The organism is Micromonospora sp. CPCC 205546 (assembly GCF_036902715.1).
Lineage (GTDB): Bacteria > Actinomycetota > Actinomycetes > Mycobacteriales > Micromonosporaceae > Micromonospora.
The window spans coordinates 144,964-159,233 of record NZ_JBAKHL010000005.1; the positions used below are offsets into that span (position 1 = coordinate 144,964).

15 protein-coding genes are annotated in these 14,270 nt (G+C 74.2%); 5 read left to right on the forward strand and 10 right to left on the reverse strand.

Going from position 1 to position 14,270, the window contains the following annotated elements:
* Nucleotides 1-2: 2 nt before the first annotated feature.
* Both V6U77_RS04480 and V6U77_RS04485 read right to left on the reverse strand, forming a co-directional pair.
* Nucleotides 3-830 carry an ABC transporter permease gene (locus V6U77_RS04480; protein WP_334604895.1) on the reverse strand — a complete coding sequence of 276 codons (828 nt, stop codon included), beginning with the start codon at nt 828-830 and terminating at the stop codon, nt 3-5.
* A 59-nt stretch (nt 831-889) separates the two neighbouring features.
* Complete coding sequence (locus V6U77_RS04485) at nt 890-2,260, reverse strand: L-serine ammonia-lyase (protein ID WP_334604896.1); 1,371 nt, start codon at nt 2,258-2,260, stop codon at nt 890-892.
* A gap of 311 nt (nt 2,261-2,571) precedes the next feature.
* Between V6U77_RS04485 and V6U77_RS04490 the strand changes: the two genes are divergently transcribed.
* Nucleotides 2,572-2,778, forward strand: a complete 207-nt coding sequence (locus tag V6U77_RS04490; protein WP_334604897.1) for a PspC domain-containing protein — start codon at nt 2,572-2,574, stop codon at nt 2,776-2,778.
* Between the two features lie 90 nt (nt 2,779-2,868).
* Here the strand turns inward: V6U77_RS04490 and V6U77_RS04495 are convergent, their stop codons facing one another.
* From V6U77_RS04495 to pdxH, 6 genes are all read right to left on the reverse strand, one after another.
* Entirely contained in the window at nt 2,869-3,633 is a 765-nt protein-coding gene (locus V6U77_RS04495) for a DUF4230 domain-containing protein (protein WP_334604898.1), read from the reverse strand.
* Nucleotides 3,634-3,786: 153 nt separating this feature from the next.
* Complete coding sequence (locus tag V6U77_RS04500; RefSeq protein ID WP_089002310.1) at nt 3,787-4,092, reverse strand: type II toxin-antitoxin system VapB family antitoxin; 306 nt, start codon at nt 4,090-4,092, stop codon at nt 3,787-3,789.
* A gap of 199 nt (nt 4,093-4,291) precedes the next feature.
* Nucleotides 4,292-4,894 (reverse strand): nitroreductase family protein, encoded by a 603-nt coding sequence (locus V6U77_RS04505; protein WP_334604899.1) that lies wholly within the window; start codon nt 4,892-4,894, stop codon nt 4,292-4,294.
* A gap of 13 nt (nt 4,895-4,907) precedes the next feature.
* The gene (locus V6U77_RS04510) at nt 4,908-5,837 is read right to left on the reverse strand and encodes an aldose 1-epimerase family protein (protein WP_334604900.1); all 930 of its coding nucleotides are present in this window, start codon (nt 5,835-5,837) and stop codon (nt 4,908-4,910) included.
* Between the two features lie 53 nt (nt 5,838-5,890).
* Nucleotides 5,891-7,198, reverse strand: a complete 1,308-nt coding sequence (locus V6U77_RS04515; protein ID WP_334604901.1) for an MFS transporter — start codon at nt 7,196-7,198, stop codon at nt 5,891-5,893.
* Nucleotides 7,195-7,824, reverse strand: a complete 630-nt coding sequence (pdxH, locus tag V6U77_RS04520; RefSeq protein WP_334604960.1) for a pyridoxamine 5'-phosphate oxidase — start codon at nt 7,822-7,824, stop codon at nt 7,195-7,197. Before pdxH ends, V6U77_RS04515 begins: the two co-directional genes overlap by 4 nt.
* A gap of 285 nt (nt 7,825-8,109) precedes the next feature.
* Here pdxH and V6U77_RS04525 point away from each other — a divergent pair, with 285 nt between their 5' ends.
* The 4 genes from V6U77_RS04525 to V6U77_RS04540 all read left to right on the forward strand — a co-directional run bounded on the left by V6U77_RS04525 (nt 8,110) and on the right by V6U77_RS04540 (nt 13,055).
* On the forward strand, nt 8,110-9,216 hold the full coding sequence (locus V6U77_RS04525; protein ID WP_334604902.1) for a citrate synthase 2: 1,107 nt from the start codon (nt 8,110-8,112) through the stop codon (nt 9,214-9,216).
* A 302-nt stretch (nt 9,217-9,518) separates the two neighbouring features.
* Nucleotides 9,519-10,646 carry a phosphoserine transaminase gene (gene serC / locus V6U77_RS04530; protein WP_334604903.1) on the forward strand — a complete coding sequence of 376 codons (1,128 nt, stop codon included), beginning with the start codon at nt 9,519-9,521 and terminating at the stop codon, nt 10,644-10,646.
* Nucleotides 10,647-10,834: 188 nt separating this feature from the next.
* Entirely contained in the window at nt 10,835-11,917 is a 1,083-nt protein-coding gene (sepH, locus tag V6U77_RS04535) for a septation protein SepH (protein WP_334604904.1), read from the forward strand.
* A gap of 151 nt (nt 11,918-12,068) precedes the next feature.
* Nucleotides 12,069-13,055 (forward strand): aldo/keto reductase, encoded by a 987-nt coding sequence (locus V6U77_RS04540; protein ID WP_334604905.1) that lies wholly within the window; start codon nt 12,069-12,071, stop codon nt 13,053-13,055.
* Nucleotides 13,056-13,065: 10 nt separating this feature from the next.
* On the opposite strand, the gene thpR is transcribed toward V6U77_RS04540, so the two are convergent.
* The gene (gene thpR, locus V6U77_RS04545; protein WP_334604906.1) at nt 13,066-13,644 is read right to left on the reverse strand and encodes an RNA 2',3'-cyclic phosphodiesterase; all 579 of its coding nucleotides are present in this window, start codon (nt 13,642-13,644) and stop codon (nt 13,066-13,068) included.
* An 11-nt stretch (nt 13,645-13,655) separates the two neighbouring features.
* A complete protein-coding gene (locus tag V6U77_RS04550; protein WP_334604907.1) occupies nt 13,656-14,168 on the reverse strand; it encodes a hypothetical protein in 513 nt (170 codons plus the stop codon).
* Between the last annotated feature and the right edge of the window lie 102 nt (nt 14,169-14,270).

Consider the following 14,270-nt stretch of genomic DNA (forward strand, 5'->3'; position numbering starts at 1 on the left):
CCCTACAGCTCCTTGAGCACGGCGGGCTCGAGCCGGCGGAACGACCACCAGCCTGCGGCCAGCACCAGCAGGCTGACACCGACGGCGGTGGCGAGCAGCCGGGCGTCCGGGAACTCGTCCGGGTACCAGACCGCGTGGTGCAGCTGGAAGATGCCGACCAGCGGGTTCAGCTCGTAGGCGACCTTCAGCCAGCCCGGCAGGTCGGCGTCGCGCACGAGGCTCAGCGGATAGATGATCGGGGTGGCGTAGAAGAGCACCCGGATGACCAGCCGCATGAAGCGCTCGACGTCGCGCATCAGCACGTTGACCGCCGAGAGCAGCAGCGCCAGGCCGACCAGCAGGACGGCCTGCACCGCCACCGCGAGCGGCAGGGCCAGCATCGACCAGCCCGGCTCGACCCGCCCGGCCGCGGCGTACCCGACGGCGGCGGCGAGCAGGATCGGCAGGCCGGCGGCGTACTCGGCGAAGCGGCCCGTGACCCGGCCGATCGGGAAGACCTGCCGGGGCACGTTCATCGTCGTGATCAGCCGGGCCTGCCCCGTCAACGCGTTCGTCGCCTCGCTCAACGCCGAGCTGGTCCACATCCAGGCGAAGATCCCGGTGAGCAGGAACAGCGGGTACGAGTCGGCCGCGTCACCGAGGTGGCGGTTGGTGTCGCGGGAGTAGAGGACGCCGAAGACGAACCAGTAGATCGCCCCCATGCCGAGGGGCTCGATCAGCGACCAGAGGTACCCGAGCACGGACTGCTGGTACTTCACGGCGAGGTCGCGCCGGACGAGGATGCGCAGCGAGGTGCGGTGCGCCCACAACGCCGCGACGCCAGAGGTCACCGCCGCCTCCCGCCTCACCGGACGGTCGACAGGCTAGCAGCCGGTGAACGAACGCCCCCTCAGCACTCGATCACGTTGACGGCCAGTCCGCCGCGCGCCGTCTCCTTGTATTTCACCTTCATGTCCGCGCCGGTCTCGCGCATGGTCTTGATGACCTTGTCCAGCGAGACGTGGTGCACCCCGTCGCCGCGCAGCGCCAGCCGGGCGGCCGCGATCGCCTTGATGCTAGCCACCGCGTTCCGCTCGATGCAGGGGATCTGCACCAGCCCACCGACCGGGTCGCAGGTCAGCCCGAGATTGTGTTCCATGCCGATCTCGGCGGCGTTCTCCACCTGCTCGGGGGTGCCGCCCAGCGCCTCGGCCAGCCCCGCGGCGGCCATCGAGCAGGCCGAACCCACCTCGCCCTGGCAGCCCACCTCGGCGCCGGAGATCGAGGCGTTCTCCTTGAACAGCACGCCGATCGCGCCCGCCGCCAGCAGGAACCGGACCACGCCCTCCGCGGAGGCGCCCGGCACGAAGCGGGTGTAGTAGTGCAGCACCGCCGGGATGATCCCGGCGGCCCCGTTCGTCGGCGCGGTGACGACCCGGCCGCCGGCCGCGTTCTCCTCGTTGACGGCGAGGGCGAAGAGGGTCACCCAGTCCATCGCCCGCAGCGGGTCGGCGAAATCGGACTCCGTCTCCAGGCTGCGGCGCAGCTCGGCGGCGCGGCGGCGGACCTTCAGGCCGCCGGGCAGCACCCCGTCCCGGGAGCAGCCCCGCTCGACGCACTCGCGCATCACCCGCCAGATCTCCAGCAGGCCGCCGCGCACCTCGCCCTCGCTGCGCCAGGAGAGCTCGTTGGCGAGCATCACCTCGCTGATCGACAGCCCCGTCGACGCGGTCACGCCGAGCAGTTGCGCACCGGTGAGGAACGGGTGCCGCACCCGGGTGGCGTCGGGTTTGATCCGGTCCGCCCCGGCCGCCGCCTCGTCCACCACGAACCCGCCGCCGACCGAGTAGTACGTCCGCGCCCGCAGCTCCGCGCCCCCGTCGTCGTACGCGGCGAACGTCATCCCGTTCGGGTGGTACGGCAGCGACCGGCGCCGGTGCAGCACCAGGTCGCGGTCCGGGTCGAAGTCGATGTCGTGGGCGTCGAGCAGGCTCAGCCGCCGCTCGGCGCGGATGCGGGTGATGCGCGCGTCGACCGTGTCGGTGTCGACCGTCTCCGGCGCCTCGCCGGCGAGCCCGAGCAGCACCGCCCGATCGCTGCCGTGGCCGTGCCCGGTGGCGCCGAGCGAGCCGAAGAGTTCCGCCTGCACCCGTGTCGTGCCGGTCAGCAGCCCGTCGGCCTTGAGCCCGGCGGCGAAGGTCCGGGCGGCCCGCATCGGCCCCACCGTGTGGGAGCTGGACGGCCCGATGCCGACGCTGAAGAGGTCGAAAACGCTGATCATGGCTGCACTTCCTCGCCGTCGTACCTCGTGGGTCCGCGGCACGGTCGTGGCCGGCCCGGTCCGGGCGGCCGTCCGGCACCCGGGGGTGTGGGCGCCCGACCGGCGAGCCTACCCGCCCAGCTCACCGGCCGCCCGTCGATCACGACGGCCGCCCGGACCGGCCGGGTCCGGGGGCGTCGCGGGACGGGTTCCCGGGTAACCACCTACGGGTACGGGCGCCACCGGTCCTCCTCTCGACCGAGGGCGCGGTGGCCACCCCTTCCTACCGTTGAGGGCAGAGGCGGCGAACGCCGCAGAGTGGGAGTACGACGATGAGTCGCAAACTGGTCCGCCCCCGTCAGGGGCGCATGATCGCCGGCGTCTGCGCCGGCCTGGCCCAGCGTTTCGGCAGGTCGGCCGGCTTCATCCGGCTGCTGTTCCTGCTGTCGCTGCTGCTGCCCGGCACCCAGGTGGTCGTCTACCTGGTGCTCTGGGTCCTGATGCCGAACGAGGACCGCTACGCCGCCACCCGCTACTGAGCCCCACCCGCCCCCGCCCGACGCGGGGGTGGGCACGAGGCGCCCGTCCCGTCGAGCGGGGCGGGCGCCGTCGCGTCGGTGGGTCCGCCGTCACGGGGCGGTGTAGGTGACCGTCACCTTCTCGTAGCCGAGGGAGCGGAGCAGCCCCTCCAGCATCTTGCGGGTGTTCTCCTCGGCCCGCTGGGTCAGGCCGCTGTCGCGGGCGGCGGTGGTGATCCGCTCCTCGGCGAGCTGGTAGACCTGCTGCTGCCGGTTGGGGTCGCCCTTCACCAGCTCGCCGACCCGGTTGAGCAGCCCGCGCTCCTCGGCGAAGACGTAGCTCTTCTCCAGGTCGAGGTTGGTCTTGCCGAGCTGCGGGGCCGGCAGCCTGATCTCGACCGACTTGCCGTCGGCCGACTGGACCACCGCGCCCTCGGAGATCTTGGTGAAGTCGACGTACGCCTCCACGCTGCCCGCCCCCACGAAGAGGGTGCGCTGGCTGAGCAGCCAGTCGGGCACGTTGCGCCGGTCGTTCTGAAGATCGACCACCACCTGGAAGTTACCCTCGGCCGCGACGTAGCGGCTGAGATCCTGGATCGACTTGAGCAGCGGCGGCTGGCTGCGGTCGGTCTGCTCCTTGGCGAACGGGTTGCGGAAGTCCGGCAGCAGGCCGGTGGCCTGCACGCCGAGCAGCACCACCACCGCCAGCGCCGCCGCGCCGAGCACCCAGAGCAGGCCGCGGGCGGGCCCGCCGGCCGGCGGTGGCGCGCCCGGCTCGGGCTCGGTCGGGACAGCCGACCGTTCCTTGAGCGCCTCGCCGGTGGGGTAGCCGGGGAACTCCCTGGTGGGCTCGTTGATGTCGCCGTCGCGGGCCATGGCCCTCACCGTCCTCGTCAGACACGTCGTCTGGGAATGACGGTACGGCTCCGGTGCGACAGCCGCTCGCCGAAGGGTGCCACCGGGCGGCCCCGCCGCGTCGATCCGGCGAAACCGCAGGTCAGGACGGGTCGGGCGACCGGCGGGCCGGGCTCACTCGATCGGCCCGGAGAGGACCAGCACCCGGGCGTGGATCTGGTTGCGCTGCTGCAGCGCCGCACGCAGGGCGCGGTGCAGCCCGTCCTCCAGGTAGAGCCCGCCGTTCCACTGCACCACGTGCGGGAAGAGGTCGCCGTAGAAGGTGGAGTCCTCGGCGAGGAGCTTGTCCAGCGCCAGCTCGCGCTTGGTGGTGATCAACTGGTCCAGGCGCAGCGGCCTCGGCGGGATCTCCGCCCACTGCTTGAGCGTCAGGTTGTGCTCCGGGTAGGGACGCCCGTCCCGGACCGCTCTGAAGATCACGACGGCACGCTCCCCTCCCCCTGGCCGGTCCGACCCGCGACACCGGGTCGGGTCGCGGCGCGGCGCCGCACCCGCGGCACCGATGGCCGTGCCAGCGTAGCCGGCCGCACCACACCGCGTTCTGCTCCCCGATGCCAGTTTCGCCACCCGCCGTCCGGTTCGCCACCGGACGGGACAGGTGACGGGTGTCCGGCGCCGGTCAGCTCCACCGCCCCCGCCGGACGACCTCGTCCACCGGGCGGCGCCCCCGGCGCAGCGACGGTGACCGGTGGTCGGGCGCACGGTAGCCCACCGTGACGGCCCCGACGGGCTCGTACTCCGCCGGCACCCCGAACGCCTCGCGGTAGGCGTCCAGGCGCGGCGCGGGGATGCCGAAGAAGCACGCCCCCAGCCCCTCGTCCACGGCGGTCAGCAGCATCAGCAGGGCGGCGAAGCCGGTGTCCACGTACCAGTAGGGCACCGGCCAGCGCTCCGTCGAGCGGTCCGCCCAGCCCTTGTCCGGTTCCGCGTACCGCTGCAGGTAGGCCGACCGGTTGGCGTGCGGCACGACGATCAGCGGGGCCCGGCGCATCCCCGCCAGCCACCGCTCCCGGCCGCCGCCGCCCGGGGTGGTGGCCGTCCAGAACCGCTCCCGGTCCTCCGGCGTCTCCAGCACCAGGAAACCCCAGCCCTGGGCGAAACCGGCCGACGGCGCGCGGACCGCGTGGTCGAGCAGCCGCTGCACCACGTCGGGCGGGACAGGCCGATCCGGGTCGTAGTTGCGCACCATCCGGCGCCGCCGGACCACCTCGCCGAACTCCATCACGCTCCCCCGTTCAGACCCCGGGCCGTACGCCCCAGACACCCCGCCAGGTCGCGCCCGGCTTCAGGGTGATCACGTCCCGCCCCGAGCGGAACGCGTCCGGCGGGCAGGTCATCGGCTCCACCGCCACGGAGCGGCGCCGCCGCTCGCCGGGCAGGGCGTCGCCGGTGAACACCTGCCACCAGCCGAACTCCCGGTCCGCCCAGAGCCGCACGCCCGCCGCGCCGTCCGGGGCCGCCAGGCTGACCACCGAACCGCCGTCCTCGTCGCGGATCACGTCGCCGAAGCAGAGGTCGAGCTGGGCGCCGCCGATCCGGCGGGGGCTGGTCCAGTCGTACTCGGTGCCGGCCACCGGGGTGACCCCGATCGGCAGCAGCCGCCCGTCCACCTGCAACCGCGTGCGGGCGGGCAGCCGCATCGACAGGTCGTCCACCGCGACCCCGGGCACCCGCAGGTACGGGTGCACCGCGAAGCCGAACGGCGCCGGCTCGCCGCCGAGGTTCGTCGCCTCGTGCTCCGCGCGCAGGCCGTCGGGGCCGACGCTCCACCGGGTGCGCAGCCGCAGCGGCCACGGGTAGCCCGGCTGCGGCGGCAGGTCGTAGCCGACGGTCACCGCGTCGGACGACTGCTCCACCAGCGACCACCGCACCCAGTTGACCAGCCCGTGGATGGCCACGCCCCGGTCCGGTTCGCTGAGCGTGAGCTGCAACGACCGCTCGCCGAAGGTGTAGCGCCCGTCGCGGATCCGGTTCGGCCAGGGGGCCAGCACCTGCCCCGCGCAGCCGGGGCAGATCTCGTCGGCGGCGTACCCGTCGAGGTGGTCGGTCCCGTCGTGCCGGTATGTCCGGACCCCACCGCCCACCTCCACGATGACGGCCTCGTGGCCGGCGGCCGAAATGGTCCACTGTGCGCCCGAGGGCGGACGCTGGTCGGAGGTGTCCATGCGGGGGACCCTAACGGTTTCCGCCCCGCCGTCGCTCGCCCCGACCGGGCCCGTCACGCCCGGTCGCCGCCGGGGCGGGCGGCCGCCCGGTAGCGCAGCAGCACCGGGAACGCCACCGCGAGCAGCACCGCGAGCGCCGCCGAGATCAGCCCGCCGCTGACCCAGGCGACGCCGCCGCCGAAGCCGGCCGCCACCGCACCGGCCCGCAGGTCGCCCAGGCGCGGGCCGCCGGCGATGACCACCGTGTTGACGCCCATGAGCCGCCCGCGCATCCGGTCCGGCGCGTAGACCAGCAGCATCGACTGCCGCAGCACCGCGCTGACCAGGTCGGCCGCCCCGGCCACCGCGAGCAGCAGCACCATCAGCCAGAGCTGCCCGGCCAGCCCGGCCGCCGCCACGGCCAGCCCCCAGCCGACCACCGCCAGCACCAGCACCAGCCCCTGCCGGCGCAGCCGGCCGATCCAGCCGGAGGTCAGCCCGCCGAGCATCGCGCCCGCCGCGATCGCGCTGTAGAGCCAGCCGACCGCCGCGCCGCCGCCGAAGCGGGACTCGGCGATCTCCGGGAAGAGCGCCCGGGGCATCGCCAGCACCATGGCGATCAGGTCGATCACGAAGGAGAGCATCAGCACCGGCGTGGTCGCCAGATAGCGCAGCCCGTCGACGACGCTGGCCAGCCCGGCCCGGCGTGGGGTGGCGGCCGGGTCCGCGTCCGGGTCCGGCTCCGGCGGCATGGCCGGCAGCTTCACGGTCGCCCACACGGCGACCGTGTAGAGCACCGCGTCGGCCGCGTACGCCAGCGGCAGGCCCAGGTCCGTCCCCCACCAGGCGAAGATCAGGCCGGCGACCAGCGGACCGAACACCGAGGCGGCCGTGTGGGTGGTGAAGTTCAGCGTGGTCGCCGCCGGCACCAGCTCCGCCGGCACCAGCCGGGGCAGGATCGCGTTGCGGGTGGGCGAGCTGACCGCGAAGGCGACCGACTGCACCGCCACCAGGGCGAGCAGCAGCAGCGGGCTGGCGATCCCGAGCACCGCCTGCACCACCAGGCCGGACGTGGCGACCCAGAGCACGGCCGCGGTCGCCAGGAGCACCTTGCGCCGGTCGTGCGCGTCGGCCACCGCCCCGCCCCAGAGCCCGAAGACCAGCAGCGGCAGGAACGCCGCGATCCCGATCAGTCCGACCCAGAGCGAGCTGCCGGTCAGCGCGTACATCTCCACCGGCACCGCGACGGCGGTGAGCTGGATGCCGAACATCGCGATGCCGTTGCCCAGCCACATCCGCCGGTAGTCGGGCACGGCCAGCGGCCTGAGGTCGATCGCGAACCGGCGCAGCCCGCCCGGCCGGGAGCCCTTGAGCTGGGTCACGGCGCGAGCCGCTCGACGGCCCACTCCCCGGGCCCGGTGAGCCGGAACCGCAGCCGGTCGTGCAACCGGCTGGCCCGGCCCTGCCAGAACTCCACCGACTCCGGTCGCACCCGCAGCCCACCCCAGTGCGGCGGGGCGGGGATCGGCTCGACCTCGGCGAACCGCTCCGCCGCCGCCCGGTACGCCTCGTCCAGCACCCTCCGGTCGGGGATCACCCGGGACTGGGTGCTGGCCCAGGCCCCGAGCTGCGAGCCGCGCGGTCGGCTGACGAAGTACTCCTCCGTCTCCGCGCGGTCGACCCGCTCGATCCGGCCCGCCACCACCACCTGCCGGTGCATCGGGAACCAGGGGAAGACGAGGCTCACGTGCGGGTTGACGGCCGCCTCGGCGGCCTTGCGGGACCCGTAGTTGGTGAAGAAGACGAAGCCCTCCGGGTCGTACCCCTTCAGCAGCACGGTCCGCGCGCTCGGACGGCCCTCGGCGTCGGCGGTGCCGACCACCATGGCGTTCGGTTCGGGCAGCCCGGCGGCGACCGCGTCGGCGAACCAGCGGGCGAACTGCCCGTGCCAGTCGGTTGCCAGGTCGGCCTCGGAAAGGCCCAGCTCCGCGGCGTACTCGTTACGCATGGCCGCCGGCCGGGCTGTGTCCCCCGTCACGTTCCCTCTCCTCCTCGTGGGCCCGCCCCACCCCCTGCGGCGCAGGCCAGCCCGTACCGCACAGTGTCACCGACGCGGACCGCGCCGCCCGGACCGGGGATGTCGCGTGCAGCACAGTCGCAGTGGGTCGCGCATCCGGTTACCCAGCAGGCAAGATGTCACGAACACATCCCTGAGGGTCGCCTAAGGCGCTCGCCCGGCTGGGCCGGGACCGGAGCCCCGGGCGGGCGCACCGAGCAGATCCAGGAGAGCGACATGGCCGATTTCAAACCCGGTCTCGAGGGCGTCGTAGCCTTCGAGACCGAGATCGCCGAACCCGACCGCGAGGGCGGCGCGCTGCGCTACCGCGGTGTCGACATCGAGGATCTGATCGGCCAGGTCTCCTTCGGCAACGTGTGGGCGCTGCTGGTCGACGGGCGCTTCGGCCCGGGCCTGCCGCCGGCGGAGCCGTTCCCGGTGCCGGTGCACTCCGGCGACATCCGGGTCGACGTGCAGTCCGCGGTCGCGATGCTGGCCCCGTACTGGGGTCTGCACCAGCTGCTCGACATCTCCGACGAGCAGGCCCGCGAGGACCTCGCCCGGGTCTCGGTCACCGCGCTCTCCTTCGTCGCCCAGTCGGCGCGCGGGCTGGGCCTGCCGGCCGTGCCGCAGAAGGAGATCGACAAGGCGTCCACCATCGTCGAGCGCTTCATGAAGCGGTGGCGGGGTGAGCCGGACCCGCGGCACGTCAAGGCCGTCGACGCCTACTTCATCTCGGCCGCCGAGCACGGCCTGAACGCCTCCACCTTCACCGCCCGGATCGTCGCCTCCACCGGCGCCGACGCCGCGGCCTGCATCTCCTCCGGCATCGGCGCCCTCTCCGGCCCGCTGCACGGTGGCGCCCCGTCCCGCGTGCTCAGCATGCTGGAGGCGGTCGAGCGCAGCGGCGACGCCGAGGGCTACGTCAAGGGTGTCCTCGACCGGGGCGAGCGGCTGATGGGCTTCGGCCACCGCGTCTACCGGGCCGAGGACCCGCGCGCCCGCGTGCTGCGGCGCACCGCCAAGGAGCTGGGCGCGCCGCGCTTCGAGATCGCCGAGGCGCTGGAGAAGGCCGCCCTGGCCGAGCTGCAGGCCCGCCGCCCGGACCGGGTGCTCGCCACCAACGTCGAGTTCTGGTCGGCCGTGGTGCTGGACTTCGCCGAGGTGCCGGCCCACATGTTCACCTCCATGTTCACCTGCGCCCGGATGGGCGGCTGGAGCGCGCACATCCTGGAGCAGAAGAAGCTCCAGCGGCTGGTCCGCCCGTCGGCCCGCTACGTCGGCCCGGGCACCCGCAAGCCCAGCGACGTCGAGGGCTGGGACGCCATCCCGCACGGCGTCTGAGAGGTGGTGGAAGGGTTCCTCCCCGTCGCGTGCCGACGGGGAGGAACCCTTCCGCGTGTCCGGGCGCGACCAGGCGCGACGCCCTGCTGCCCTCCGCCGCGGGTTGTGGTGGACGCCTCACACCCGGGCGTGGGACCAGCGGTCGGAGCGGCCCGCACGGGTGGGAGGATGAAGGCCGGCAGTGTCGCCGGACCGGGCCCGGGTCCCGGCCACGTCGTGCGCCTGCGCGCGCGTCCGCCGTCGATCCGCGCCCGCCTGAACACCGGGCCCGCCCTCGCCCATGCGGAAGGATCTCGACAACCGTGGCTGACGCACCGACCATCCGGATTCCCGACGACCTCAAGCCCGCCGACGGGAGGTTCGGCTGCGGGCCGTCCAAGGTCCGTCCGGCGGCGGTCTCCGCCCTCACCGAGGTGGCGACCAGCTACCTGGGCACCTCGCACCGGCAGAAGACCGTCCGTGACCAGGTGGCCCGACTGCGCCGTGGCATCGCCGACTTCTTCTCCCTCCCCGAGGGCTACGAGGTGGTGCTGGGCAACGGCGGCACCACGGCGTTCTGGGAGGTGGCGACGTTCGGCCTGGTCCGCGACCGGGCCCAGTTCGCCAGCTTCGGCGAGTTCGGCGCGAAGTTCGCCAAGTCCGTCAAGGACGCCCCGTTCCTCGGCGAGCCCACCGTCCGCAAGTCGGAGGCCGGCACCGCCCCCACCCTGACCGCCGAGGCCGGGGTGGACGTCTACGCCACCCCGCACAACGAGACCTCGACGGGCGTCGCCGTGCCGATCGGCCGGGTCGCCGGCGCCGATCCCGGCTCGCTGCTGCTGGTCGACGCGACCTCGGGCGCGGGCGGCCTGGACGTCAACGTGGGCGAGACCGACGTCTACTACTTCGCCCCGCAGAAGTGCTTCGGCTCCGACGGCGGGCTGTGGCTGGCCCTGATGTCCCCGGCCGCGCTGGAGCGGGCCGCCGAGATCAAGGCGTCGGGCCGCTACATCCCGGCCTTCCTCGACCTGGTCACCGCGATCGACAACTCGCGGCTGGAGCAGACCTACAACACCCCGGCGCTGGCCACCATCTTCCTGGCCGCCGAGCAGACCGACTGGATGAACTCCCAGGGCGGGCTGGCCTGGGCGGCCAAGCGCACGGCCGAGAGCGCCGCGATCGTGTACGGCTGGGCGGAGCGCTCCGACGTGGCGACGCCGTTCGTCACCGACCCGGCGCTGCGCTCCAACGTGGTCGCCACCATCGACTTCGCCGAGTCCGTCGACGCCACCGCGATCGCCAAGGCGTTGCGGGCCAACGGCATCGTCGACACCGAGCCGTACCGGAAGCTGGGCCGCAACCAGCTCCGCGTCGCGCTCTTCCCGGCCGTCGAGCCGGCCGACGTCGAGGCCCTGACGGCGTCGATCGACTACGTGGTCGAGCGACTCTGAACCGCCGTCACGGTCGGTGGCCGCCGACGCGCACGGCGGCCACCGACCGTGATCATCGTCGCAGCTCAGTCGCGACATGCGGGTGTCGCATCCCCCACCTGCGGGCAGATGCGCGTACGGTGGTGCGAGGACGCCCGGGTGGCCGGCTCGTGGCGTGACGGCCAGCGAAGCGGGACGGAGGCAACGCCATGCGCCCAGTACGCTTCGTCGCCCTCTCCGAGGACGGCCAGGCCCTGGTGCTCGCCGACGAGGTCGGGCGACTGCTCGCCCTGCCCATCGACGAGCGGATCGCCGGCGCGCTGCACGCCGAGCCCGGCGCCCCGCCGCTCGCGGTGGCCCCGACGACGGCCGCCGACCCGGTGCCCTCACTCTCCCCACGGGACATCCAGGCGAAGATCCGCTCCGGCGAGTCCGCCGAGGACGTCGCCCGCATCGCCGGCGTGCCGGTCGACCGGGTGCTGCGCTACGCCGGCCCGGTGCTCCAGGAGCGGGCCATGCTCGCCCAGCACGCCCGGCGCACCCGGCTCAAGGGCGCGGAGAAGCCCACCCCGCTCGCCGAGGTGGTCAACGGCCGGCTGGCCCAGCATGGAATCGACACCGAGAAGATCTCCTGGGACGCGTGGCGCCGCGACGACGGCACCTGGCGGATCGTGGCGACCTGGCCCTCGGGCAAGGCGACCGCGCAGGCGATCTGGGATCTCGACAAGACCCGCCAGGCGGTCACCCCGCACGACGACATGGCGCAATACCTCTGCGCCGAGCGGCCCACCCCGATCCTCGGCCAGGAGCCGGCGCCGGAGCGGGGCGGCCACGCGCTGCCCGGCCCGTCGCGCGGTGAGCCGAGCCGGGGCGGGCACGGCCTGCCGGCGGCGGCCGAGCACAGCCGCCCCGGGCGCGACCCGATCCGCGCCGGGCGGGACGCCCTGCTCGCCTCCCTCGACCGTCCGCTCGGCTCCACCTCGGGCCGCGGGCTCGAACCCCGCACCCCGGCCGCCCTGGCCGGGCAGGACGCGCCGCGCCAGCGGCCGGTCGGCGGCGGGGCCGCGGCGCTGCTCGGCGGTGGCCAGGGTTCCGCGTTCGACGACGACTCCGACGCGCCCAAGGAGGTGCCGGCCGTGCCGTCGTTGGCGGTGCTCCGGCCCCGGCGCACGGGCGCGCCGGCGGCAGCGGCGGGCGAGTCGACCGACGCCGGCGGCAAGCCGCGCAAGCGCCTGCCGAGCTGGGACGACGTGCTCTTCGGCAGCGGCCCGGCGGCCCGCGAGTCCTCGTGACCGCCTGACTCCGGCGACCACCCGGTCGCCGGAGTCGCCGCGACGCCACCCTCGCCGCCCCTGGCCGAGCACCGCCACGGCACGTACGCCGGCGGCCCGTCGGCCGGGTCGTCGCGAGGCACTCGGCCTGCGGCCGTGGCAGGGTGGCCTCATGGAGTACACGCACCTCGGCCGCACGGGCCTGTCGGTCAGCCGCCTCTGCCTCGGCACGATGAACTTCGGGCCGCAGACCACCGAGCCGGACAGCTTCGCGATCATGGACCGGGCCCTCGAGCACGGGATCAACTTCTTCGACACCGCCAACGTCTACGGCTGGCAGACCGGTGAGGGAATCACCGAGCAGATCATCGGGCGCTGGTTCGCCCAGGGCGGCGGCCGGCGGGAGAAGGTCGTGCTGGCCACCAAGGTCTACGGCAAGATGGGCGACTGGCCCAACGAGCAGGGCCTCTCCGCCCGGCACATCGTCCGGGCCTGCGAGGACTCGCTGCGCCGCCTGCGGACCGACACCATCGACCTCTACCAGATGCACCACGTCTCCCGCAGCACGCCGTGGGAGGAGATCTGGCAGGCCATGGAGACCCTGGTCGCCCAGGGCAAGGTCCTCTACGTCGGATCGTCCAACTTCGCCGGCTGGCACCTCTCGGTGGCGCAGGAGGCGGCGGGCAAGCGCCACTTCCTCGGCCTCGTCTCCGAGCAGTGCATCTACAACCTGATGACCCGGCACGTCGAGCTCGAGGTGGTGCCCGCCGCGCAGCACCACGGGCTGGGCATCATCCCGTGGTCGCCGCTGCACGGCGGGCTGCTCGCCGGGGTGCTGCGCAAGATGGCCGAGGGCGGGGCCGCGCGCGGCGCCAGTGGCCGCTCCGCCGACGCGCTCGCCGCGCACCGGCCGACCATCGAGGCGTACGAGGAACTCTGCGGCGACCTCGGTCACGACCCAGCGGACGTGGCCCTCGGCTGGCTGCTGTCGCGACCCGGGGTGACCGCGCCGATCATCGGGCCGCGCACCGCCGACCAGCTCGACCGGTCCCTGGGCGCCCTGACCGTCAGCCTCGACGAGGACACCCTCACCCGCCTGGACGAGCTCTTCCCGCCCGTCGGCAACGGCGGTCCCGGGCCGGAGGCCTGGGCCTGGTGAGGCGACCGGGTCAGAGTGGCCAGGCGGCCAGCCGCTCGTAGGTGGGGCGGGGGCCGGGGTTGCTGCGCACGAGCACCATCTCGCCGGCCGGCCACTGCGGGCCCTCGTAGCCGTCGAGGGTGGCCAGGTCGGCCGCCACGTCGACCGGGGGCACGCGGTCGCCGGGACGGGCGATCGTCAGGTGCGGGCGGAACGGCTTCTCGTCGTACGGCAGGCGGGCGTGCCGCAGTCGGGAACGGATCAGCCGGGCCAGCACCTGCACCGGCTCCACCTCGCCCCGCAGGTCGACCCAGAGCACGGTGAACCGGCCCCGCCCGAACCGCCCGCCGCCGGCCAGCCGGAGCCGAGGCGCGGCCTGGCGGCCGTCCCGGGCCCACTCGGCGGCGAGCCCGAGCGCGCTCTCCACGGCGACCAGCCGGTCCGCCTCGACGTCGCCGAGGAAGGCGAGGGTGACGTGTGCCTTCGCCGGGTCGGCGAGCCGGACGTTGATCCCGGCGGCGGAAGCCGCGCCGACGCGCAGCCGGGCGACCTGCGCGCCGAGGTGTGCGACCGCCTCCGGCGGCGGGCAGAGCGCGACGAAGAGCCTCACACCGCCCGTCCTCAGCGGTGGCGCTGCCGATGGCCGGCCCGGGCGGCGGGCAGGGTCAGCCCGGCGGCGTGCAGCAGGCCCTCCACCCGGACCCGTTCCAGCTCCAGGTCGAGGCCCTGCAGCTCGGTCAGGTGCTCGGCGAGCCCGAGGGCCCGGCAGGCCAGCCGGAGCCGGTCGTCGTACGCCTGGAGGATCAGGCCGTGCCAGACGGGCTGACGGCCGTCCGCGCCGGCCCCGTGGCCGCCGCGCAGGCGGCGCAGGTCGGCGGCGAGTTCCTCCAACGGGCGCCGGTCGGGCCGGTCGAAGTCGGTGAGGTCGATGTCGCGGGCCAGCACGTCGGCCTCGACGGCCCGGTCCAGCCGGGCGATGGTGCGCCGCTCGCGGCGGCGCTCACGCCACTCGGCGTACGCGCAGGCGATCCGGTCGATGATCTCGTCCGCACAGAAGACCAGGGCGATCACCGCCGGCAGGCTGGCCACGGCGACGAAGGCCAGGATCAGCAGCAGCGCGCGCCCGGGCTCCACGTATCGACGCTAAGCCTCTTTCCCCCTTACCGCCACCGCTTTCGCGGCATCCACGGAAGCGGTGGCGCACAGCGGATCGTCCCCACCTGGCGGGCGGGGCGC